Below are 24236 nucleotides of genomic sequence, written 5' to 3' on the forward strand. Positions count from 1 at the left end.
TCTTAGCACTCAAAGGTTCTTCAAAGTGCCCACACAGTTTGTCTTCTATCTTCTTAATGAACTTGCCCCGAAGGCGTGCTGCGTATTCTACTGATTTCGCCAACAGTGTCAAACACTTTTTTCATTTTTTTAAAAAAAATGATGACACTCTGTTTATTGTAAATGCAGCTTGGCAATTCTACGTTTGCCAACTTGTATTATATAGGTCTTATTTGTAGATAATACAAGTGATGCATCCTCAGCTTTTTCTCCATCTATTTTAACTGCACCCTGTTTTACCAAACGAATCGCTTCTGAAGTACTTTGAGTTAGATTCATTTGCTTTAATATTTGAGCTAAAGAAAGCGATTCATTCGAGGTTATTGTTTGTTCCTCTAAATCTTCAGGAATAATCCCTTTTTGAAATCGTTCTATAAATTCTTTATGTGCATGTTCTGCTTGTGTTTGATCATGGAAGCGCGCCACGATTTCTTTAGCAAAATCAATTTTTATGTCTCTAGGATTCGCACCGTCTATTACTGATTTCTTTAAAGCCTGAATTTCCTTTCCTGTTTTAAAACTCAGTAAATCTATATATCGCCACATTAATTCATCAGATATTGACATAATTTTACCAAACATATCGGATGCTGGCTCACTAATACCAATATAATTATCTAGTGACTTAGACATTTTCTTCACACCATCTAAGCCTTCAATCAATGGAGTCATCATCACAACTTGTGGTTCAAGACCATAATGCTTTTGTAATTCGCGCCCCATTAATAAATTAAATTTTTGATCCGAACCACCCAGTTCAATATCTGCTTTGAGTGCCACAGAATCATAACCCTGAAGTAGAGGATATAAAAACTCATGAATTGCGATTGGCTGACCTGTAGTATATCGTTTGTTAAAATCATCACGCTCTAACATACGTGCAACTGTGTGGGTTGCAGCTAGACGAATTAAATCTGTTGCATTGAATTTTGCAAGCCACTGCGAGTTAAATGCTACTCTTGTTTTAAGAGGGTCTAAAATTTTAAAAACTTGCTCTTGATAGGTCTTGGCATTATTAAGAACTGTTTCTGGACTAAGTGGCAAACGTGTGACATTCTTCCCAGTTGGATCGCCAATCATCGCCGTAAAATCACCAATTAAAAAAATGACTTCATGACCATGTTGTTGAAATTGTCGTAACTTATTAAGTAATACAGTATGTCCCAAATGCAAATCAGGTGCAGTTGGATCAAAACCTGCTTTTATTTTTAAGGTAGTTCCTTTTTGTAATTTTTTTTCCAATTCATGCTGGGGAAGTACCTCCTCACAGCCTCTTATTAGCTCGGAACAAACTGAATCTTCAACTATCATGACATCAAAACCTTTATAAATGATTGACCTATCTTCTCACACCGAGTATCTTAGCCCGGTTGGCAATTTCCTGCCATACCTAAAAGGTGATTTAAGATAATTTGTCACCCGAAATTTAATAAAATGCAGACAATAGCATGATTCCGGATGGCAATGTATAGGCAAACAATGGATAAAAAACCTTATATATATATCGAAAAAAGAAAAACGAATAAAAATAAAAAATCTAATCCATCTAAGGTATTAATGGGTTTTGCCTTGATTATTGCCTTTTCACTCCCCTATTTCCTTGTAAAAAAGTTTTCACATAACTCACATCAGGGACCTACAACTCAATCCATTGCCTTACCTGATCTTGATGAAGATGAATCAGAAGAGTATCAAGATGAAGCTTATCAAGAAAATGCATTTCAAAATGAAGAAGAGCAAATTGTTGAAGAGTCTAAACCCGATCTGACAGAAGAAACAGCTAAAACTGTTGCACAAAACGCTGTTAAAGCGGTTCAACCAGTTAAAAAAATTGCCAAGGACAATGAATGGCAAACTATTAGACCTAGATCTGGTGACTCTATGGCCACTATATTTAAGCGACTTGGATTAACTGCCCAAAATCTACATTTGGTGATGCAAAAAAATCCTTATGCTAAAGCGCTTACTGCAATAAAACCAAGTCAAGAACTGAAATTTTTAATTAATAAGAATAAATTAGAAAAATTAATTATCCCGATGAACAACATACAGACACTTACAGTTTATAGGGATGGGGCAGTTTATAAAACGAAAATTGATTCCAAAAAAGTAAAAACCCAAGAGCGTTATGTAACGGGTGTAGTCAAAGGTTCCTTATTCGCAACAGCCCAACAATTAGGGATCCCGAGGAAATTAATTCAACAAATGACTACTATCTTGCGTAAAGAAATTGATTTTTCGCGTTCTGTTCGTAGTGGAGATCGATTCTCTATTGCTTATGATACGTTCTATGTGGAAAACAAAATGGTGGGCATTGGTGATGTTGTTGCCGTAAGCTACACCAATCAAGGTAAAACCGCTCAGGCCGTACGCCATATCAGTAGAAATGGCACTCGTGACTATTATACCCCTAAGGGAGAAAGCTTTAAAAAAGCATTTTCACGCTATCCCATTAAATTTAGTCATATCAGTTCGACCTTTACTACTTCAAGATATCATCCAATATTACACTATAAAAGAGCCCATAAAGGTATCGATCTTGCAGCACCGATTGGTACTCCGATTCAATCTGTCGGTGATGGGACTATTGTTAGTATTGGCAGACACAATGGGTACGGTAATATGATTGAAGTCAAACACGATAAAACCTACAGTACGCTTTATGGACACATGCTTCGATTTGCAAAAGGTCTATCCAAAGGAAGCAGAATAAGACGAGGCCAAGTTATTGGCTATGTTGGCCAAACAGGTCTTGCGACAGGCCCTCATTGTCATTATGAACTGCATGTTCATAATCAACCAAGAAATCCAACTACAACTTATTTGCCTACAGCATCTCCTGTTCCTGCGCGAGAAATGGCTCAATTTAAAGCGAAAGTGCGTAATGTGTTTGCTCACTTGAAATCAATGGAAAAAGCAAATTATGCTGGCAAAGGCAAGAAGAAAACAAAAATAGGATAATCTAAAGCAGAACTGTATAATTCATGCATGTGCCAAATTTTCGAGGGCGCCGTATATTTCGCTACCCTATGAATTTCTGGCAAAGCTACAATAGCTCTCAGTTATTATCATCCGAATAAATAGCGACAAACAAGTACTGATGCAATAATTCCAGCAAGATCAGCCAATAAACCCGCGGGTATAGCGTGCCGCGTGCGCCGAATTCCTATAGAACCGAAATATACAGCAATGACATAAAATGTCGTTTCTGTACTTCCCATCATAGTTGCTGCAATTTTGCCTATGAGTGAATCCCCGCCATATTGATGAATCAATTCCGCCATCATTCCCGTTGAAGCACTTCCAGAAAAAGGTCGAATCAAAGCCAACGGTAATACTTCTGGAGGCATACCTATCATAGCTAAAAGCGGTGAAAGAAGATTTGCCATTAAACTAAAAAAACCTGAGGCACGCAGCATGCCTATAGCAACTATCATAGCGATTAAATAGGGAACAACGCTTAAAATAGTATCAAAACCTTGTTTCGCACCGACAATAAATGCATCAAAAACATTAATTTTTTTTACTGCCGCAGCATATAAAGGAATACCTACAATAAAAACTAAAAGCATCCAATTGGATAATTGATTGGCAAACCCACTCATAGACTGTTTTTCCCTTCAACACGAAACATTGGTAATTTGGCTAATTGTTTTACAGAAATAATGGCGACCAATGTAGAAATGGTCGTTGCGATCAATGAGCTGACTATAACGCTGCTAGGATTCGTACTGCCATTGGTCGCCAAATAGGCAATTGCGGTAGCAGGGATTAATTGCACGCTTGAAGTATTAATTGCCAAGAAAGTACACATGGAATTTGTTGCAATTTGTGCGTGTTGATTCAGTGTTTGCAGCTCTTTCATTGCTTGCAGTCCAAATGGAGTAGCTGCATTGGCAAGACCTAGCATATTAGCAGCAATATTCATAGTCATTGCTCCCATTGCAGGATGCTCCGTAGGAATATCCGGAAATAGTCGTCTTAAAATTGGCCTGAGTATTTTTCCTAGTAAGGCAACCAAACCTGATTCGTTAGCTATAGACATTATTCCTAGCCATAATGACATAATTCCTGCCAAACCAAGAGCGATTTCAAAGCCTAGTTTTGCCGATTCTGTGACAGCACGTGCCACCTCATCAATACGCCCCTCAATTACGCCAACGACGACTGAAATTAGTATCATTCCTAACCAAATTATATTCAGCATCCTTGCCTCCATACTTTGGAACGGGTTAAAATGCAGTCATTATTTGGCTTTAGATAGAAAAAACTAATGAAGTACACACTCACTCCCTTAAAACATCTAGCCTTTGCAGCCTGCATTCTCATTTCTTTTCAAAGCCATGCTTTTGACTCAGATAGTGCCGAAAAACAAGCTAACTCCTCAATAGAAGAACTATACCATAGACTAAGCAACATGCCGAATAGTTCCATGCCAGATAGAATAGATTGGGTCAGCAGTCAATTTTTAGGAGTACAATATATTCTTGGTTCCTTAGGTGAAGGACCAAAGGCTCGATACGATCAATACCCTCAATATCGTGTAGATGCGTTCGACTGTGATACCTACGTCAACACCGTTGTATCATTGGCCGTTGCAAATTCGCTTGCATCGTTTCAACGATGCATAAAAAGCATACGTTATAAAAACGGAACTGTCTCTTATCTACAACGAAATCATTTTACAGGTCTGGATTGGAATCAAAATAATCAGCGAAATGGAATTCTTAAAGACATTACACTAACTATAAAAGATCAGAATAATCAACCTGTTGCAAAAATTGCTGATGCGATCATTAATAAACCCAATTGGTATGCCTATAAAACTGTTCAAACAATCAGATTAGTAAACACTGATAAGGTAAAAGAAGAAGAACGATTAATGGAATTAAAAAAGAAAGGGGCCCAATTGGAAACTCTTTCAGAAGAAGTTCCATACATCCCCTTCACTGCACTATTTTCTGAAAAAAATAAACCTAATATGTATTTATTCGCACAAATTCCTAATGGTGCAATCATCGAAATCGTAAGACCCAATTGGGAGCTAAGCCCAAAAATTGGCACTGCATTAAATATTTCTCATTTAGGCTTTGCAATTCGAAATAAAGGTCAATTGTTTTTTCGGCAAGCTTCATCAGAATATGGTAAAGTAGTTGATGTTCCATTGATTGAATATTTAGAAAAAGCAATAAATAGCCCAACGATTAAAGGAATCAATGTCCAAATTGTTGTACCAACACAACCATTAACAGACTGTAAATTGCCTGTTTAAAATCAAACTAAGTTTGGGTAAACTACAAGTCAAATGTAGTCTGGGTGAAGCGCGGCCCAGGTTTAATTAATACAATTCCCGGGTTATACTGCGCTTCACCCAGGCTAAGCCAGGCATTAGGGATTATTAAAATGAATTACGGATTAACGCAAAAACCTAACTTATCAAGTAGTGAATGTCTTGTTATTGGGGTGTTTTCTGATGCTGAACTAGCTGATTTTGCTCTGAGTAAGGAGCATCATAATTTAGTTAGTAGACTTATTAAAAAAACCTCCGAGGCTGGTGATATGCAGTGGCATCATGATCTGGATGGTAGCTTATTAATCATTCAATGTGGTGAACAAACCAAATTCACACCATCTCAGCTAAAAAAAAGAATAACAGAGATTACAGGGGCTTTAATCAAACACCGAATTCGCTCTGCAACCCTATGTTTGCCTCAAATAACGCACTATTCAGCAGATTGGCAATTGGAACAAATGATTGTTCAAATCGATAATCAACGCTATCAATTACTCGATTTTAAAAAGAAAAAAGCGAAGCCTCATCAATTAGAGTCTATAACTTTTTATTTGCCGAATGCTAGTGAAGAGGGATTAAAATTAGGTCAATCAATTGCAGCAGGTGTTGAGTTGACTCGTCATCTGGCCAATATGCCCGCTAATATCTGTACCCCTACTTATTTAGGGGATCAAGCAATGCAATTAGCTAAAGAATTTGCCCAAAATATGAGCTGCAAAGTGATGGGACCGGAAGAAATGCACCAAATGGGCATGGGAACTTTATTAGCAGTGGCACAAGGGTCAGCCCAACCACCAAGACTTATTGACATACATTACAAAGGAGCTGATGATGCTCCTCCAATCATTCTGGTAGGCAAGGGAATTACTTTTGATTCTGGCGGATTATCCATCAAACCAGCCAATGCAATGGATGAAATGAAATATGATATGTCTGGTGCTGCCAGTGTATTAGGTACTTTAAAAGCTTGTGCTTTGTTAAAACTTCCTGTTCATGTTATCGGTTTAATTGCCAGTGCTGAAAATATGGTGAGTGGCACCTCCGTCAAATCAGGTGATATTGTTACAAGTATGTCCGGGCAAACCGTGGAAATCATTAATACTGATGCCGAAGGTCGTTTGGTTTTAGCCGATGCACTGACATATGCAGAGCGATATCAACCGAAATTTGTCATCGATGTTGCAACACTTACTGGTGGAATTATTGTTGCGCTGGGAACTGTTGCATCGGGTTTTATGACTCAAGATGAAGAATTAGCACAATTGATTGAAGATGCGGCTAAGGAAAGTAATGATAGAGTCTGGCGCATGCCTTTAGATGATGACTATCAAGATGCCCTTGATAGTCCTTTAGCCGATATGATCAATGCGGGTTTTGATCGTACTGCAAGCAGTGTCACTGCAGCTTGCTTTTTGTCTCGCTTTACAGAAAAGTATCGTTGGGCACATTTAGACATTGCTGGCACAGCCTGGATCTTCGGCAAAAATCGTAATGCCACTGGCAGACCAGTTCCCTTATTAACTCAAATAATACGCCATGCCCTCAATTCGCGTTGATTTTTATCTATTAGCTAGTGACCAGACTGATGCACGCTGGTCGGTGGCTTGTCGTCTTTTGGAAAAAGCTTATGCTAAAGGACATAAGGTTTATGTCTTATGCAACAACAAACAAGATGCCGAATTTCTGGATGAGCTGCTATGGACGTTCAAAGAAGAAAGCTTTATTCCGCATAACCTGCAAGGTGAAGGCCCCGAACCCCCTCCCCCGATACAAATAGGTTATGAACGGGAACCTAGAGGATTTAACGACATCCTCTTGAATCTTGCGAATTATATTCCAGATTTTTATCCTAAATTTAAGCGTGTTATCGAAATTGTAGTGAATGTAGAAGCTGAGAAAGAATTAAGCCGTGCACACTACAGAGACTATAGAGCCAAAGGTTGCGAATTACATACGCATCAGATTGAATTGAAGTAGTGTGCTGGTTCTTTGATTCGAATGTTTCGTCATCCTGAATACCCACCAGTACACGTCATCCTCAGCGCAGTGGGAGCTCTCCATCGGATGATATGAACATAATAAAATATAATGCTCAAAGTAGTAAATCCTTCATCGTAAGCTCCTCAGGATGACACTAGTTGTGAACGATTACGATAAAGCAGGACATTAATCCCAGAGAATATCTTTATCTTTTTTTATTGCGGCTTGCAGTAAACTAATTAAAGGAACAGCACGCTTTGACAAACTGATTTCTGATTCGTTTTCATCATCCTCTTCAACCACCTTTTTTTCTTTGTTAAGGCCAGCCTGCAATCGTTCCAAAGCTTCAGGAAGATTTTCTGATTTGATTGCACCAGGAGTAGTGCCGCTATGTCCCATTAAAGAAAGCAGACGCTTAGCTACATCTGCAAAATAGGTTATATCTTCATAGGCATCAGTATGAAACGTTATTAACATCAGAATCTCCTTTTGAACTCAACTTTTTCTTGTTATCCATAAACCTTTAGCAAATATTCTGCAACCGTGTGTAACCCCATTGCTTCTCCACCTTCAGGCTTTCCAGGCCTATTACCCAAGTTCCACGCCATAATATCAAAATGCATCCAAGGTATGGATTTTGCTACGAAGCGCTGCAGAAATAATCCTGCCACAATTGCTCCTGCATAAGGATGATCGCTAGAGTTAGCTAAATCAGCAATATTTGAGCGAAGCAAATCTTCGTACGCTGGAAATAAAGGCAATCGCCAGATGGGATCAACCACTTTATAAGAGGCCGCTGTTAGTTCTGCAGCCAAGTGATCATTATTGGTAAACAGTGCGGCAATTTCAGTACCAACTGAAACACGTGCAGCTCCTGTTAGAGTTGCAAAGTCAATCAGTAAATCGGGGTGTTCTTCGCATGCTTTTACTAAAGCATCAGCCAAAACCAACCGTCCTTCCGCATCCGTATTATGCACTTCCACAGTTAAGCCGTTACGCATGGTTAAAACATCACCAGGTCTAAATGCATCAGGACCTATAGAATTTTCTACAGCAGGAATAAGCATTTGTAAGCGTACCGGTAAATTACGCGTCATAATCCATTGCGCAAGACCTATTACATGGGCAGCACCACCCATATCTTTTTTCATTAACCGCATACCAGAAGCCGATTTAATATCTAGGCCTCCGCTATCAAAACAAACCCCTTTTCCTACCAGAGTAATATGAGGATTTTTCTCATCTCCCCAAGTTAATGACAACAAGCGGGGAGATGATTTAGAAGCACGCCCAACTGCATGAATTGCTGGAAAATTATCGTTTAACAATTCATCACCAATCCATTGTCTGAATTGCGCATTATGTGTTTCAGCTAATTGTTCTACTACCTCAGCTAATTCTTTTGGACCTAAATCACTTGTTGGTTTGTTTATCAAATCCCTCACTAAAAAGTGAGCTTGAGTTAATGCCAAAATGGAATTTAAATTATCTGGATGAACTACTAAAAGCCGTGGTTGCACTTCTTGTTTTTTATATGCCTCAAAACGATATTGCGCCAAAGCCCAACTGATTGCTCCTTCTTGGGAACATATTCCTTGTACTTGATAAATATTAGGAGGAAGTATTAATGCTGCATTGGCTAAAGCCTGAACTTGATTCCCATCACCTGTACCAATATATGCTTTATCGATCAAACCATCTGCATTCTGAATGAAACAAGAATCACCTATTTTCCCTTTAAATTGATGCAAGGACAGACAATTTTGTACCGCAGGAGTAAGCATGCTTACCTCCTCTTCCCATTGACCTTGAGAAATCAAATAAAGAGGAATAGCCCTTTCACCTTGAGTCTCATAAAATAACTTTGCTTGCATGTTTTTATTCCTTCACTTGACCTCGGAAATGGGCAGGTCTAAGCCCGGTTAATCCCAGAACTAACAAATAAATGATTACTGCAGCTGTTACATGGACGGATAGTAAGGTTAGACGCATCACGGGGGAAAAACCAAGCCAGTAACTTACTGTACCACTCATTAAAATTAAATAAATACTAATTGCTGCATTAGCAAGGAGTAATTGCATACTGTATTTTAACCATCCAGGAGAAGGTTTGAATACCCCACGTTTAATTAATAAAAATAATAAAGTACCGCAATTAACATAACCTGCCAATGCGGAAGCTAAAGTTAGACCCGCGTGAGCGAAATGCCAAATAAATATAGAACACAATAAAGTATTAACTATCATAGAAATCGCACCCACCTTAACTGGAGTGCTAATGTCTTGTCGTGCATAAAAACCAGAGGCTAATACTTTGACCATCATAAAAGCAGGCACCCCGGCCCCAAGTGTGATTAAGCTTTTTTGAGTCTGAATCACATCATAAGCGGTGAATTTACCATAGGCAAAGCAACTCGCAATCAACGGCATAGCAAATAAACATAATCCTAAACCTGCTGGAATTCCTATAAGTAAAATAGAGCGTAATCCCCAATCTAAGGCACTTGAATATTGGCTTATACTCTGCTCCGCATGCCTTCGAGATAAATGAGGAAGAATCACTGTTGCAATCGCCACACCAAAAACTCCTAATGGAAAATCAGTAAGGCGGTCGGTGTAGTATAACCAAGACACACTTCCAACTTTTAAAAAGGAAGCAAAAATACTGTCAACCATTAAATTAAGTTGGGCAATAGAAACACCAAATAAAGCTGGAATCATTAACTTAAGCACTTTATTCACTCCAGCATCATTTCTGACTAACTGGGGTTTTACTAATAAACTGCGTTGATGCAAAAAAGGAATTTGAAACAGTAATTGCGCAATGCCTGCAATGAGCACGCCCCAAGCCAAACCGACTACAGGTTTTGGTAAATGAGGACATAAATAGATCGCCACAAGAATCATACTGATATTCAATAATACCGGTGTAAAGGCAGGGATTGCAAAATAACCGTAGGTATTTAATACCGCTCCAGCCATAGCTGTTAGTGAAACGAGCATTAAAAATGGAAAAGTAATACGCAACATTTCTGTAGCCAATACAGCACGGTCACTGTCATGACTAAAACCAGGGGCAAATAAAAAGATGATCACTGGTGCAGCAAATATCCCAATTAAAGTGACAACACTAAGAATAGTACCTAGATATCCGGAAATACGTGCGATAAAAACACGTACATCGCTTGGAGAACGAGTTTTTTGATACTCAGCAAGCACAGGAACAAACGCTTGAGCAAATGCTCCTTCTGCAAAAAGACGACGCATAAAATTAGGAATGCGGAATGCTACAAAAAAAGCATCCATGCCTGCTTGAGCACCAAAAAAATTGGCGAGCACCATATCGCGCACAAAACCTACAATACGTGAAATAAAGGTCATTACTGAAACCAATGTCGTTGAACGCAATAAGCTCTGTCGTTTAGGTACCATAATCTCTGTATCTGTTGCTGACATAATTTTTATACAAGGCGCAAAATACCTTATATTATACCTAAATGTATCAACTGTCATAATTATAAATATGATGTCATAGTCTTTATACTGAAATTGAACGAATAATTAGGATTTCATATTACTCAATTGATTTTGAGCATAAATGACACATACCGTCGTAGAGTGAATCAATTTATGCTTTAGAAACAAAGAAGTCTATTGACAAATTCTAACTCATTGTGCATGATCATCATCTTTTTGTACCATCTGAATGAGTGGAGATTTTTAAGTGGCAAATATTAAATCAGCGATCAAGCGTGCTCGCCAAAACGTAAAACTACGTCAACACAATGCCAGTGCACGTTCTATGTTCCGCACCTACATCAAAAATGTAATTAAAGCTGTTGAATCAGGTGATAAAGAAGCCGCTCAAGCTGCCTTCACCAAAGCGCAACCAATTATTGATAAAGCGGCTTGTAAAGGTTTAATTCATAAAAATAAAGCTGCTCGTATTAAAAGTCGTCTAGTAGCTCGTGTTAAGGCAATGGCTGCTTAATCGTTCAATTCGAAAAAATCGAACCGGAATTGCCGGTTCGATTTTTTATCTGCTGAAAGCGTTTAATAGTTCACGACTACCTTATCTATTAACATTATTATAATACTACCTGACTGGAGATTCCCTCGCTACATTCGGAAAAATTGAGCTATGTTCAAAATTTTTTCTGGTGGATGCGGCACTAATACTCTCCCTTGGCTACAGCACTCGCCTTCACCCAGGCTATGATCAAAATACTAAACGGGTACTTATACCGGCAAAGTTACCTGTGTTACTTCGTCTTCCAAATACGGCCTTCCTACTATCTTACATAGACTCTTTTTATCTTCTGTTGATAAGTAAGAAACTAAAGCTTCCAGTACGTTATAGTCTTCGCCATCTACAGTTGTAGAGGTCTCAGAAGGATACTCATCATAAATCGACCATCCATCTACTACGGCCATATAAAGAGTGTTTAAAAGCATTTTTGCCTGATGAATTTTACCTTGTAGTTTTTTCTCTTCATTACTTCTCGGAACAGAAAAAAAACCAAGAATTGAGCCTTGCCAACCTGATATTTTAGTATCATTTTTGGGCTCAATCATGGCAAATGCTTTATAACAGGAAACAATACGCTGAATTAAATCCCTTTGATATTCTTTGTATTTTTCAGGTAAAGATGCATTTCTTATTAACCACTCCAAACGCTGCAACTGACTGACGATATATTTCACTTCATCACAATACTCTTCATCGATTTTAAATAGCTTCTCGGTATCCACTGATAATTCATCAAAACGTTGTGGGGGTACGCTCCAATATAATTTAACTTCCTTATCCTGTTTCATATCTCGATAAAAAACTTCTTTACCTGATGATTTTTTATGTGTGTGTAAAGGGCCCTCACTATGCAAAAGTATAGGTTCTAAACCTGGAATCAATCGTGGCAAAGAGGAATTTTTAAATGGGGCAAGTTGCTCGTCGGTTAAGATTCCTTCCAAAAGGGAAACCGCCATAGTTTTACAGGTATTGGAATTCTTCAGACTAGGTCCCGATAAATCAAATGATAAATGAAAATCAAAAGGCTTAAGCCTGGAAGGACGTCCTTCAATTTTGGCTTTTATTTGTTCAATTTCAAAAATTTGTCTGGAGTAGGCTTCTTCTTGATAAATTCTTCCCTTTTTTGATGGATCTGCTTTAAAATTTTGACCATCACCTACTATTTCTTTAATTGCAGCCTCTTGCTCTGCAACAGCATGTGCGCATCTCTTTTGTAACAATTCAAATTCATGCTGAGTTAGCTCAAAAGTGTATCCATGTAAACCGTGCCCAAGATCCATGAAACGCACTTCCTCATTAATTAGCATCCCATGATTGCCTTGGAAATCAACATCTAAATGATATTTGTTTTTAAATTGCTCCAACCAACTGCTTTTATCTCCGGTACTGGTAACACCATAAAAGCCCCAAGTCTCAACAACTTCAAGCAATTGTTTGCTTTCATCCAGCATCGATAAAAAAAAAGAACCATGCCAAAAAGGATTCCCTCCTACAGTATGATCAAATACGCAAAAAGTTATCGTATATTTCATCGTGACACTCCTGTCATTTTGTTAGACTTTCTATTGGAATACTAGATAAATCAAAAACTATTTTGAGTAAATATTATAAAATATGCAATATTTTATCCCAAAATAAATGGAATAAATTTTAATTTGGAATCAATGGAACGATAAACAGGCAGAAAAGATGAACAAACGATAAATTATGCTTCCCGGGCGTTGTTTATCTCGCCCGGGGAATCAAGGAATTAACTAACTATCCATAAATACTGGCCAATTTTGCCTGATTCAACTGCTCAATGGCACGTTTTGCCGGTACAAAATTTGGAAACTGCGTCACTAAACGTTGTAAAATCATACGCGATAAAACTTCATCCCCCTGATTCCACTCATTTAATGCTTGCAGATACATAAAATCAGCTGTTTGCTCCGGAGTAAAAGAGGCTTTATTCATTAATACAGGTTCAATAAAACTCACACGAGCTTGATTTTGTGCTTCCATTCTCTGTAAAATTTTACGTGCCTGTATGCTGCCATTATCACTTGCCTGCTGTAGTAATTCCTTACCCTTAGAAAGAGATCGCTCACCAGCAGTTCCCTCCAAGTAATAAGTACCTAATTGATACTGTGCATAAGCATTTTGTCGTACGGCGAGTTTTTCATAAAGACTTGCAGCCATTTTGGGGTTTCTCTCAACGCCCAAACCATAATGATACATTCTTGCTAAAGCCAACATCGCCTTCTCGTTACCTTTAGCAGCAGATTGTTGGTAATAGTTAATTGCATCATTAAAATCAAGTTTGGTAATTACTCCTGTTTCTGATAATAATCCCAATTGATAAAGTGCATTGTCATCACCTAAATCTGCGGCCTTTTTATACCAGGATAAAGCTTGTTGTGTGTCACGAGATTGTCCGAGGCCATTAAAATAAATTGCACCTAATTGATTCATTGCCTCATGAACTTGATGGGTTGATGCTTCAACAAATAAATCCCTCGCTTTTTGATAATTGACTGGTGTTCCTTTGCCATATAAGTACATTAATGCCAAATCATATATTCCTAAAGGATCTCCTTTCGCAGCAGCTTGTTGATAAGCCTTAAATGCCTGGGCATAATTATCATTGACTGTTTCATCAATAAATCCTAAAGCAACAGAAGCTTCAGGTAGAACAAAGGCTGCTTTCTCATACCACTGCTTAGCCAAATTGTAATCAGGTTCGCCATTCTCACCTAATTGATAAAACTGACCTAACAGATATTGAGCAAGAGGATTTCCTTGTTCTGCAGATGCAGTATACCAACGTTGTGCCTCTGCCAGATTAGGTTCGGAACCTAAACCCTTTTCCAGCATGAAAGCCAATTTCAATTGTGCATACTGATCTCCTTTTTCGGCCAAACCAGTATAAATTTGTTTGGCTTCTTGCATTTTCTCTGGATCAGAATTTTCTGCCAAATAGAAATCGGCCAAAACAATTCCTGCATGACTGTTACCTAATTTATAAGACCGTATTAAATTAGGTAAAAAGTCTTGTCCATTTTGCTTTTGCAACACCGCCATATTAAAATCTGCATATGAGAATTTATCATCAACGGATTTCTGCAATTGCTCCATTCCTTTTGTCTTGTCTTGGGCAATACCCTTCCCTTCTGCAGAATATGTTCCTAATATAAAATCGCTTACCGAGTTTTGTCCTGCTTGCTGATACCAGGTGATGGCTTGTCCTGGATCCGCTTTAACACCAATACCCCGGTCATAGAGCAATCCCAGCAATAACGCAGCGTTTTCATCTCCACTAGTCGCTTGCTCTTTAGCAATCAGAAAAGCTTGCGCCTGCTTTGCCATATCCTGATCCATAGCATTATAAAATGCGAGAGGCAGTAGTGCCTGAGAAATGCCTCTATCTGCGGCCCCTTGATACAATTGACGAATCATAGCTATTTTGTGCTTCCTTACATTGACACTTAAACCGCTATCATTTTGACGCGCCAAGCTATCTGCAAGCTCATATTCTGCAGGACCATAATTGTTGGCTGCAGCCAGATATAACATAGACGTTGCTTGTTCTGGATTGGGTTGAATATAAACTGTACCATCCGGACCAGTTATCCCCTGGGATAGAATTCTGGCCAAAACGTATTGAGATTTTTTATTTCCTTTAAACGCTGCATCCGTTAAATCATTTAATGCAAGCTGATAATCATTTTTATCCTTAGCATGCTGTAAATATAAAATGCCTAAATTGTATTCTGCACCCAAATGTTGCTGTTGTGCCGCATTTTGATAAAAAATGATGGCTGAAGAATCACTTTGTGCTATACCGATGCCATATTGAAACATTTGTCCGATTTGAAACTGCGATTGAGCATCACCTAATATCGCTCTAAAATATAAATGATTAAACATAGACATGTAGTTAAGTTGTGCTTGCCAACCTTGAGTCCACAAATCCATGATACTGGCCTGTGAATTATCATCATAATCATAATAATTAGCATCTATATAAGGTGCAGGTAAATTCAACTGAGCATAAATTGGGGCATTTATCCTTTCCAAAGCAGAAAGCTGTGGGTCTAAAGGATAAAGAGGATATGTCCATTGATTTGCCTGGAAACTTGGGATTTTACTCAAGAGAGCATCGTAATAACTGGTGATTGGAACATCATTAGGCTGAACTAATTCAAATTGGGGCTGAAAAATAGACTGACGCATTATCTTTTTCAGCTGGGGGGCTTGGTTATAAGCAAAATCTCCTAATACAGCAGGATTATGCCAAGCACTAAGTATTCCTTTCATTTGAAAATCAGTTTGCTCGAGCTTATCGGTTGTCCCATTACTTAGCCACAATGCTGCTTGCGCTAAAGCTGCTTCCTGATTTTTTGCACTTTCATCTTGAATTGCCTGATTCTGCCATTGTTTTGCCAAATCTTGATTGGTATCAACGCCTATTCCTTTTTGATACATATCAGCTAACTCACGTTTCGCTTGCGGCAATCCATTCTGAGCTGCTTTCAAAGTCCACATAAATGCAGTTTTAGGATCATAAATTGGACTTTTTTGTTGTAAATAAATGTGAGCCAAGTCCAAATAGGCCTCATCACTTGATTGACCACCTGCTTTATTAAACCACTGCAAAGCTTGTTCTTTTTGATTTTGTTCTAAAGCTAATTCACCTAATGCCACCATTGCAGGTGCAAAGCCTTGAGCTGCAGCTTGATTTAATAATTCCTCGCCTTTCTTTTCATCTTTATCGACCAGCTGACCTGCAAGATAAAGCTCCCCCAGCCTGGTTATTGCTTGAAGGTTACCATTGGCAACTGCTTTATTTAACCAAATAAGACCTAATTTACGATTTGATGAATTACGGCTATCGATAAAATTCTTGGCTAAAGTAAATTGCGCAAGAGAGTTACCACTTTTTGCCGCATTAATATAATACCGAGTTGCCGCGTCTGTATTTTTCTTTACCCCAACTCCATACATATAAGCAGCTGCGGTAAACATCTGGGCATCTACATCTCCTGCATCGGCCGCTTTTTGAAACCACATAAAAGCTTGTTGCGGATCCTTCTCATGCAATAAAGTATATTTTGCCATCAGTTGAATTGCAGGTAGATATCCTTTTTGTGCAGATTGGGTAAAATAGCGTATTGCCAACAAGTTATTTTTAAATTGACCATATCCATAAAGATAAATCCGTCCTAAGTAGTAATCGGCGACTGCATTTTTCCCCGATTGACTCATCAAAGGCTCTATTGCTTTATTATAATTCCCTAATCGATAAGCACTAAACTCATCAGCAAAAGCATTTTGGCCGGCTGATGCAACGAATAAACAGACCCAAGGTACTAGCGATTTCATGAAAATTCTCCCTCTTTGCATGGCAATTGTAACCTGAATTTTTATCATTATATTTTCAGATTTATACCCCAGGTATTATGCCATAATGCACTACTTCATTAACTGCCCCATTTCTCGTTGTGCCATCGACTATCCAATAGTTACCTTTATTATTCAAACCAAACTTAACATTAACGTATTCACATACTTTAATCGTATCTGCACAATCTATAATTTTTCCATAAGAAGTTTTGCCATCACCCGCAGTACAAATAAATTTAACTAATGGCTCTCCTGTAGCTAACGCCGCCCATTGACGACCACCTATCGAATGATTATATCGAGTTGTGTACTGACTGTCTTCATCACGCATTTGGTACAAGCTGACCGTTTGTGGTGATTTATTAAAGAAAAAATACAAAGACTGCAAAGCCCCCTCTTTCCCAGGAAAAAGAGATAATACTTTTAAACTTTCCTTATATCCTACCGGCCTACATCCTATAGGAAATCGTGCCTCTTCCTTTTCTGCCTTGGCTTGTGCCTCTTGGGGGTTATTCTTTTTGATTTTGGCTGCTTCAAGTTGTGCAGAAGACATTAGTCCTAAGAAAAGCATCAATGAAATTGAAGTGATTTTATTTATTGTATTCATTATATTTCTCACTCACTGTCATTTATTGGACGTACAATAACCGTTGTACCCATGAAATTATTTCGTTCGCTGGATAATTCAACAAAGTTCAGATTTAACCATTTAGCATCCTGGGTAAACATACGCACACATCCGTGACTCGCTCTTACTCCCGGGATATCGTCGGAACCATGTAATGCGAAACCCTTATGGAAAAACATGCAGAAAGGCATCTTTGCGCCACCTTTACCTATGGGGAATACATCGGATGTACATTTTTCATTTTCTTTACTGAACACCCGATAAATCCCAGTTAAAGTGCGGCAAGAACGATTAGCGTCAGGGCATCGGTCTCTTCCAGATGAAATAGGTCCCCATTTCACCAAATTACCTTCGGCATCATAAGCCCCAAAGGCCAATTTATCCTGATCAACAATAATTTGTTTTTGATGTTCATTTGGAATTTTTAATGGGAAAGGTGCAACGTCAAAAACAGTGAGATAAGCTAAATTTTTCGGAACCGCGATTATCTTGCCAGCCCATAACGGGTTATAGGTCCGATTGACTCTTTGAACAATGTCACGTTGATTTTCATCCGGAAACAAAGTCTCCCAACTTTGTCCTGACTCTACTTTAATACAATCGTATTGTGGGTATCCACATAGTCCTGTGCCATAAAAATTACCCGCATTCGCTATGGCAGCCATGAGCATCATCAATGCAGCTGAAAGTAATTTATACATATGCCCCCCCTCTCACCTTTACTTATTATTTTTATATGCAAGATTTGTGCTTAAATATCAATTTATTCCAATTATTATTCGAGCATATCTAAAATAAGTTTAGTACGAATATTAGAGTTTTTGCTAGGGTTATGAATAATATTCTAATTATTGATGAATAACATAGGTACAAAACCCCGTCATCTTGAGTGCAACGAGGGATCTCCATGCTGTCGCACCATGTCCTGATAGGAGCCCCTCATTGCACTCAGGATTGCCGGAACGCACTGCGCCAATCCGGCGCTACAATTTTTTTATGACTACACTTTTTCGCCATGAAAAAATTGAAAAATACGTTTTGCCAAATGTTCACTAATTCCTGATACTTTGGCAATTTCTTCCAGTGGAGCCTTTGCAAGCTCTCGTATCCCACCAAAGCGATGCAGTAATGCTTGTCTACGTTTTGCTCCGACTCCTTCTATATCCTCAAGAGTTGATTCCAATCTCTTTTTTTGTCTTTTTTTACGATGAGCAGTAATGGCAAATCGGTGCGCCTCATCTCGAATATGTTGTAACAAATGCAAGGCTTTAGAGTCATCGGGTAAAGTCAATTCATGTGCTTCATGCACTAGAATCAATTTTTCCCACCCGGCTTTGCGTGAAGGTCCTTTAGCCACCCCCAGCAAGTTCACCGTTGATATACCTAAAGACATAAGCACTTTCTGGGCCACCGCTACTTGCCCTTTGCCTCCGTCAATAATTAATACATCAGGTAGGGATTGAATTTCCACCAAACGTTTAAAGCGTCGGGTAATTGCCTGTTCCATTGCCGCATAATCATCTCCAGGAGTAATTCCTTCGATATTAAAACGTCGATACTCATTAGGACAAGGCCCCTCATGATCAAACACAACACACGATGCAACAGTTGCCTCACCTTGCGTGTGACTTATATCAAAGCATTCCATTCGCTCAATTTGCTTTTTAAGGCCCAAAAGCCGCTCTAACTCTTGGAAACGAGATCTGATTGTAGAATGTTTTGTAACATATTCGGCTACCGAGACACGTAAATTATTCAGTGCAAAATCCATCCATCGGGACTTAATGCCACGAGGATTCACTTGAATTTTACACAATTTACCGCGTTGTTGTGATAATGCCTCTTCTAAGGACTGGTGATCCACCAAATCATGATTCGTAATGATTAATGCAGGAATCTTCTCTGGAACATCCAAATAATAGAATCCTATAAATGCATCAAAAGTTTGTTGCCACAAATCGTCGATATTGAGTTCATCTTCTAAGCCTTTTTGAGGTACCGATGGAAAATAACTACGACTTGCCAATACTTGGCCTTCGCGAATAGTCACGCATTGGACGCATGCAAAACCAGGGCTAATCTCGATTGCAATAGCATCCGCATCCCCACGTAATTGTAAAACGCCCTGTTGTTCTTGCACCAATCGCAAACTTTTAATTTGATCCCGCAAAAGCGCTGCTTCTTCAAAATTTAATTCGCTTACAGCTTTATCCATTCGTTTGGCAAGTTCATCAAGAATTAATTGGGACTTACCCTGTAAAAATCGCATAGCGTCTTGTACAGAACGTTTGTAATCCTCGGGAGTTATGTAATTGACGCAGGGAGCAGTACATCGTTTAATCTGGTACTGCAAGCAAGGTCTTGAGCGTGCATTAAAATAACTGTCCCGACAATTTCGAACTTTAAAGACTTTTTGTATGGTTACTATAGTTTCTTTTACCGCGGCGCTACTAGGATAAGGGCCAAAAAAATCACCTGAAAGAGGTTTTTTTTTAGAACGATAGCTTTCTATACGTGGAAAATCAGGATGATTAGAAAGGTGAATATAAGGATAAGATTTATCGTCTCGTAATAAAACATTGTATTTTGGTTTTAATGTTTTAATCAGATTACTTTCCAATAATAAAGCTTCGGTTTCGCTACGTGTAACAGAAATTTCTATAGAGGCGATTTGACTCACCAAAGATCGTGTTTTAATGCCTGTATTTTGTTTGTTGAAATAGCTGGTTACCCGCTTTTTCAGATTGGAAGCTTTACCTACGTAAAGAATATTGCCTACTTCATCCAGCATACGATAAACACCGGGCTCATTAGGTAACTTAGTGAGAAACAACGCTAATTCAGTAGAAATATTCATGTAATAATAGCAGTAACTCTTGGTTTAAAATGTAGCCTAGGCGGCAGTGCTATACTTTTGGGAAAAGTCAGACGCAATACCCAGACCACACACAAGGACCTTTAATCTTCTGACGTTAAATCGATGGGATTTTCTATAATTCCATGTTTCAGAGCTAAATAAGTAAGCTCCACATCATTTTTAATACCTAATTTTTCAAATGTGCGATAACGATAGCCATTAATTGTCTTGGTGCTAAGGAAAAGCCTATCACTAATTTCTTGCACATTCATGCCACTAGTAATCATCAACATCACTTGCATTTCACGTTCAGATAATACATCAAAGGGAGAACCTTGTACTTCTTCCAAGCTATTAATCGCAACTTTTTGAGCAATTTCAGCACTAAGGTATTTTTCTCCTTTGGCAACTTTACGTATCGCAGCAGCCATTTCTTCTGCACCTGACTCTTTCGTCAGATACCCCATAGCGCCTAATTGCAAAACACGGGTAGGTAACAGATCAGAACACATCGCGGTTACAGCAATAACCTTAACATGGGGATTTGATTTTTTTAGACGACGTGTTACTTCCCAGCCATCAATCCCAGGCATTTTCATATCTAAAAGGACCACGTCAGGAGAATGTTTTTTTACTAATGCCAAAGCTTCTTCACCGCTTTCTGCATCAGCGACTACCTCTACATCCGACATATCTTCGAGTAATCGTCGAATACCCATTCGAACCAATGCATGGTCATCAACAATTAGTACTTTAATCAAATAATGCTCCTTGACTTAAAAGCCAATGAACAAACTAGGTTGCTCGATGTTAACAAGACTAGCTGTTCATTACAATACGTAGATTAACATGCTCTAATATGGATATTAGGGTTATCTGGATCCACCTTAAAAAAAGGTGGAAACTCCCCTAGTTCTCGAGTTCGAGCTAAAAGTTTACCTATGTCAGATAAAACAAAGTCGTACAAAGTCTGATAATTATTGATCACAAAATAAACTGGTTGCAACATGTCGATACGATACGGCATGCGAAATGCGGCTATTGGTTCAAAAATCACTCTCAGCGGAATATCGCTTTCTACACTATATACCGTTTCACTAATGGAAGACAGTATTCCACCACCATAAGCTCGCAGCCCCTTTGCGGTCTTAATTAAACCAAACTCAACTGTAAACCAAAACAAACGTTGGAGTAATGGCCAATCTGATTCAGGGAAGGTTAACACTTTTTGAGCATAATCATAAACAAACTCAGCATATACCTTATCCGTCAACATCGGACAATGACCAAAAACTTCATGAAAGATATCAGGCTCTTTAACATAATCCAACTCTTCTTCACTACGAATAAATGTAGCTATAGGAAAATGTTTAGTTGCCAACAACTCAAAAAATTCTCGAGCAGAAATTAATGCCTCAACTGCAGACACTTGCCAGCCCGTTACTGCTTTAAGCCTTTCATTTAGATCGGGAATCTGAGGAATTACTTCAGACTTTATAGCTAAAGTTTTTAATCCCGTTATGAATTCATCACAAGCTCTTCCTGTTATTAATTTGATTTGTCTTTCAAATAAAATACTCCAGATCTTATTTTCTTCTGCAGAATATTTAACAAACCCTTGAGCGTCAGGAACATGCGCTACATAACGGCTTGAAAATTCCATAATTTCTCCTTTACACACAAATGATTGTTAAAATTAATCGAAAGAGCAGTATTTATCTTAAAAAAAACCACCTTTTCTAGTTATTAGGCAATTTCAGAATAAATGTCAATAACTATTACAGATTTTTCAAATTATGCTATAAAATCAGGCCAATATGATCTTCGGAAATAGGCAATGACCGTAGCCATTTTAGCAACTGGTGATGAAATTATTCATGGCGATACCCTAAATACTAATGGTCGCGACATCGCCCATGCCTTAAGTTCAGAAGGCTTATCTTTAGGTCTTCACCTTTCATGCAGCGACAAAAAAGTTGATATTGTCAATTGCCTGCAGTTCTTAACAAAAAAGCATGACATTATTATTATCATTGGCGGACTTGGACCAACTACCGATGACCTTACTCGCTTTGCCCTATCTCAATTTACAGGTGAGGCATTGGTACAACATTCTGAAGCTCTTGAGCACGTAATAAACCGTTTACGAGATGCCAAGCTAACCCTAAATGCGGGAAATTTACAACAATGCCTTTTTCCTGAACAAGCACTACTTTTACCCAACCCTGTGGGTAGCGCTTTAGGATGCCATTATCAGTGGAATAATAAAAACTTTTTTTTATTACCTGGCCCACCCCGTGAATGTTTGCCAATGTTTAATAATTATATAATGCCTATTTTGCAGCAAACCACCCATAGCCAAAAACAGATACTTAAGTGGCGAATATTTGGTTTGGCTGAAAGTGAAATAGCCCAAAAATTGGAGGATGCACTTCAAAATATTGATTGTCAAACCGGCTATCGCTGGGAATCACCTTACATTGAATTTAAAGTTCGTTGTACTTCCAATTTGGTGCATAAAATAAAAGCCATTGTTGATCCGATTCTAGAGCCTCACATTATTAGTTCTGTAGAGAAAAAAGCTTCTGAAACCCTACGCGAATTAATTGCAAGTATCAATGAGCCAATAACGATTATCGATGAAGCAACTGGAGGATTACTGCAATTACTGCTGACCAAACCCCATATATATCATTTACTCCATTTTAGTAGTGTACATAAAAATAAGCTGTATTTTCATATAAGTGGTTTAGCAGAATATTGGCAGCAACAACCAACAAATGGGACAACACAATTAATTATTGACTACAGTAATCACTCTCAGAAAGGTCGTGAAACCCATAACATACCCTACCGTAAGACTTCAGTAGTTGAACATGCTGCAGAATGGCTATGCTTCAGACTCTTTCATCTCATCAATGAGCTGCATCAATGAATAGCACAATTGTTGTGTTCCTTCGCCATTGATCGCGGAGATAGCAAATACCTTATCCTTCCAACCCAAACCATTTATTATGTCCTGGATTCGTTCCTCTCGACTCGCTGCATCGGGAAGCATATCTATTTTGTTCAATACCAGCCATCTGGGTTTATGTAAAAGCTCGGGATTATATTCTGCCAACTCATGAATAATTGCTTTAGCTGATGCAACTGGATCACTATCATCTATTGGAGCGACATCAATTACATGGAGTAACACACAGGTACGTGAAAGATGTTTTAAAAATCGATGCCCAAGTCCAGCTCCGGTAGAAGCTCCTTCAATGAGGCCAGGAATATCAGCCATCACAAAGCTCTTATGTGAAGAAACGCTAACAACACCTAGGCTTGGATGCAACGTTGTAAAAGGATAATCGGCCACTTTTGCTTTTGAACTGGAAACTGCGCGAATTAAAGTAGATTTGCCGGCGTTAGGCAATCCTAATAGGCCTACATCAGCCAAAACACGCAATTCTAAACGCAAATGTCGTGATTCCCCGGGGCTTCCTGGAGTAGTTTGTCTTGGAGAGCGATTCACACTACTTTTATAGCGTGTATTACCTAAACCATGAAATCCGCCTTGAGCAATTAATACAGGTACGTCTGGTTCTTTAATGTCACCAAGTAATTCTCCTGTATCAACATCATATACCATAGTACCAACGGGTACTTTTATCGTTAAATCATCACCTTTTTTCCCAGTACAATTTCCTCCCATACCGTGCTGACCATTGCGCGCTTTAAAATGACGCATATAACGGAAATCAACAAGGGTATTTAAATCCGTACTGGCTTCAAAGTATACACTTCCACCATCACCACCATCACCACCATCAGGACCACCACGTGGTATGAATTTTTCGCGTCTGAAGCTTAGACAACCATTTCCGCCATGGCCTGCTTCTACTTTTATCACTGCCTCATCAACGAATTTCATGACCAACCTCAAAATAAAAAAAAACCCCGTTGCCGGGGTCAATAACAACATTGCATTTGGGTATAACATGTATTCTGGATTAAGTAAAACCATAATCCAGAATACATC

20 protein-coding genes are annotated in these 24236 nt (G+C 38.6%); 6 read left to right on the forward strand and 14 right to left on the reverse strand.

What is annotated here, in order from left to right; translation table 11 throughout:
• Positions 1-153: 153 nt before the first annotated feature.
• The gene (gene tyrS, locus ELY20_RS13250) at positions 154-1350 is read right to left on the reverse strand and encodes a tyrosine--tRNA ligase (RefSeq protein WP_110143710.1); all 1197 of its coding nucleotides are present in this window, start codon (positions 1348-1350) and stop codon (positions 154-156) included.
• A 168-nt stretch (positions 1351-1518) separates the two neighbouring features.
• Here tyrS and ELY20_RS13255 point away from each other — a divergent pair, with 168 nt between their 5' ends.
• Positions 1519-3000, forward strand: a complete 1482-nt coding sequence (locus ELY20_RS13255) for a M23 family metallopeptidase (protein ID WP_110143711.1) — start codon at positions 1519-1521, stop codon at positions 2998-3000.
• A 107-nt stretch (positions 3001-3107) separates the two neighbouring features.
• Here ELY20_RS13255 and ELY20_RS13260 read toward each other — a convergent pair whose 3' ends face one another.
• Together ELY20_RS13260 and ELY20_RS13265 are read right to left on the reverse strand one after the other, a co-directional pair.
• A complete protein-coding gene (locus ELY20_RS13260) occupies positions 3108-3644 on the reverse strand; it encodes a spore maturation protein (RefSeq protein WP_110143712.1) in 537 nt (178 codons plus the stop codon).
• Positions 3641-4246 (reverse strand): nucleoside recognition domain-containing protein, encoded by a 606-nt coding sequence (locus ELY20_RS13265; protein ID WP_165831638.1) that lies wholly within the window; start codon positions 4244-4246, stop codon positions 3641-3643. Before ELY20_RS13265 ends, ELY20_RS13260 begins: the two co-directional genes overlap by 4 nt.
• Before the next feature lie 66 nt (positions 4247-4312).
• On the opposite strand from ELY20_RS13265, the gene ELY20_RS13270 reads away from it, so the two are divergent.
• The 3 genes from ELY20_RS13270 (at position 4313) to ELY20_RS13280 (ending at position 7309) form a co-directional block, all read left to right on the forward strand.
• Entirely contained in the window at positions 4313-5311 is a 999-nt protein-coding gene (locus ELY20_RS13270) for an N-acetylmuramoyl-L-alanine amidase-like domain-containing protein (protein ID WP_110143714.1), read from the forward strand.
• Positions 5312-5442: 131 nt separating this feature from the next.
• Positions 5443-6888 (forward strand): leucyl aminopeptidase, encoded by a 1446-nt coding sequence (locus ELY20_RS13275; protein WP_110143715.1) that lies wholly within the window; start codon positions 5443-5445, stop codon positions 6886-6888.
• On the forward strand, positions 6869-7309 hold the full coding sequence (locus tag ELY20_RS13280; RefSeq protein WP_110143716.1) for a DNA polymerase III subunit chi: 441 nt from the start codon (positions 6869-6871) through the stop codon (positions 7307-7309). Before ELY20_RS13275 ends, ELY20_RS13280 begins: the two co-directional genes overlap by 20 nt.
• 189 nt (positions 7310-7498) lie before the next feature.
• Here the strand turns inward: ELY20_RS13280 and ELY20_RS13285 are convergent, their stop codons facing one another.
• The 3 genes from ELY20_RS13285 to murJ are packed head-to-tail and all read right to left on the reverse strand — an operon-like array spanning position 7499 to position 10768.
• Positions 7499-7789 carry a DUF1840 domain-containing protein gene (locus ELY20_RS13285; RefSeq protein ID WP_110143717.1) on the reverse strand — a complete coding sequence of 97 codons (291 nt, stop codon included), beginning with the start codon at positions 7787-7789 and terminating at the stop codon, positions 7499-7501.
• Between the two features lie 32 nt (positions 7790-7821).
• The gene (locus tag ELY20_RS13290; RefSeq protein WP_110144017.1) at positions 7822-9186 is read right to left on the reverse strand and encodes a leucyl aminopeptidase family protein; all 1365 of its coding nucleotides are present in this window, start codon (positions 9184-9186) and stop codon (positions 7822-7824) included.
• 4 nt (positions 9187-9190) lie between these two features.
• Positions 9191-10768, reverse strand: a complete 1578-nt coding sequence (gene murJ, locus ELY20_RS13295) for a murein biosynthesis integral membrane protein MurJ (RefSeq protein ID WP_110143718.1) — start codon at positions 10766-10768, stop codon at positions 9191-9193.
• Positions 10769-11036: 268 nt separating this feature from the next.
• Here murJ and rpsT point away from each other — a divergent pair, with 268 nt between their 5' ends.
• Positions 11037-11303 carry a 30S ribosomal protein S20 gene (gene rpsT / locus ELY20_RS13300; protein WP_110143719.1) on the forward strand — a complete coding sequence of 89 codons (267 nt, stop codon included), beginning with the start codon at positions 11037-11039 and terminating at the stop codon, positions 11301-11303.
• A 248-nt stretch (positions 11304-11551) separates the two neighbouring features.
• On the opposite strand, the gene ELY20_RS13305 is transcribed toward rpsT, so the two are convergent.
• The 7 genes from ELY20_RS13305 to phhA all read right to left on the reverse strand — a co-directional run bounded on the left by ELY20_RS13305 (position 11552) and on the right by phhA (position 21875).
• Positions 11552-12874, reverse strand: a complete 1323-nt coding sequence (locus ELY20_RS13305; RefSeq protein WP_110143720.1) for a hypothetical protein — start codon at positions 12872-12874, stop codon at positions 11552-11554.
• A 226-nt stretch (positions 12875-13100) separates the two neighbouring features.
• A complete protein-coding gene (locus tag ELY20_RS13310; RefSeq protein WP_110143721.1) occupies positions 13101-16706 on the reverse strand; it encodes an SEL1-like repeat protein in 3606 nt (1201 codons plus the stop codon).
• A gap of 61 nt (positions 16707-16767) precedes the next feature.
• Positions 16768-17334, reverse strand: a complete 567-nt coding sequence (locus tag ELY20_RS13315) for an endopeptidase IV (protein WP_110143722.1) — start codon at positions 17332-17334, stop codon at positions 16768-16770.
• 8 nt (positions 17335-17342) lie between these two features.
• The gene (locus ELY20_RS13320) at positions 17343-18056 is read right to left on the reverse strand and encodes a L,D-transpeptidase (RefSeq protein WP_110143723.1); all 714 of its coding nucleotides are present in this window, start codon (positions 18054-18056) and stop codon (positions 17343-17345) included.
• Between the two features lie 299 nt (positions 18057-18355).
• Positions 18356-20212 carry an excinuclease ABC subunit UvrC gene (gene uvrC, locus ELY20_RS13325; protein ID WP_110143724.1) on the reverse strand — a complete coding sequence of 619 codons (1857 nt, stop codon included), beginning with the start codon at positions 20210-20212 and terminating at the stop codon, positions 18356-18358.
• Positions 20213-20313: 101 nt separating this feature from the next.
• Positions 20314-20973 carry a two-component system response regulator LetA gene (letA, locus tag ELY20_RS13330; protein ID WP_058466537.1) on the reverse strand — a complete coding sequence of 220 codons (660 nt, stop codon included), beginning with the start codon at positions 20971-20973 and terminating at the stop codon, positions 20314-20316.
• Between the two features lie 83 nt (positions 20974-21056).
• Complete coding sequence (gene phhA, locus ELY20_RS13335) at positions 21057-21875, reverse strand: phenylalanine 4-monooxygenase (protein ID WP_110143725.1); 819 nt, start codon at positions 21873-21875, stop codon at positions 21057-21059.
• A gap of 174 nt (positions 21876-22049) precedes the next feature.
• On the opposite strand from phhA, the gene ELY20_RS13340 reads away from it, so the two are divergent.
• Complete coding sequence (locus ELY20_RS13340; protein WP_110143726.1) at positions 22050-23147, forward strand: competence/damage-inducible protein A; 1098 nt, start codon at positions 22050-22052, stop codon at positions 23145-23147.
• Here ELY20_RS13340 and cgtA read toward each other — a convergent pair.
• On the reverse strand, positions 23103-24128 hold the full coding sequence (gene cgtA, locus ELY20_RS13345; RefSeq protein ID WP_110143751.1) for an Obg family GTPase CgtA: 1026 nt from the start codon (positions 24126-24128) through the stop codon (positions 23103-23105). The two genes, ELY20_RS13340 and cgtA, sit on opposite strands and share 45 nt — an antisense overlap.
• Positions 24129-24236 lie beyond the last annotated feature (108 nt).

The sequence above is a fragment of the Legionella qingyii genome (genome assembly GCF_003990155.1).
Classification (GTDB): domain Bacteria; phylum Pseudomonadota; class Gammaproteobacteria; order Legionellales; family Legionellaceae; genus Legionella; species Legionella qingyii.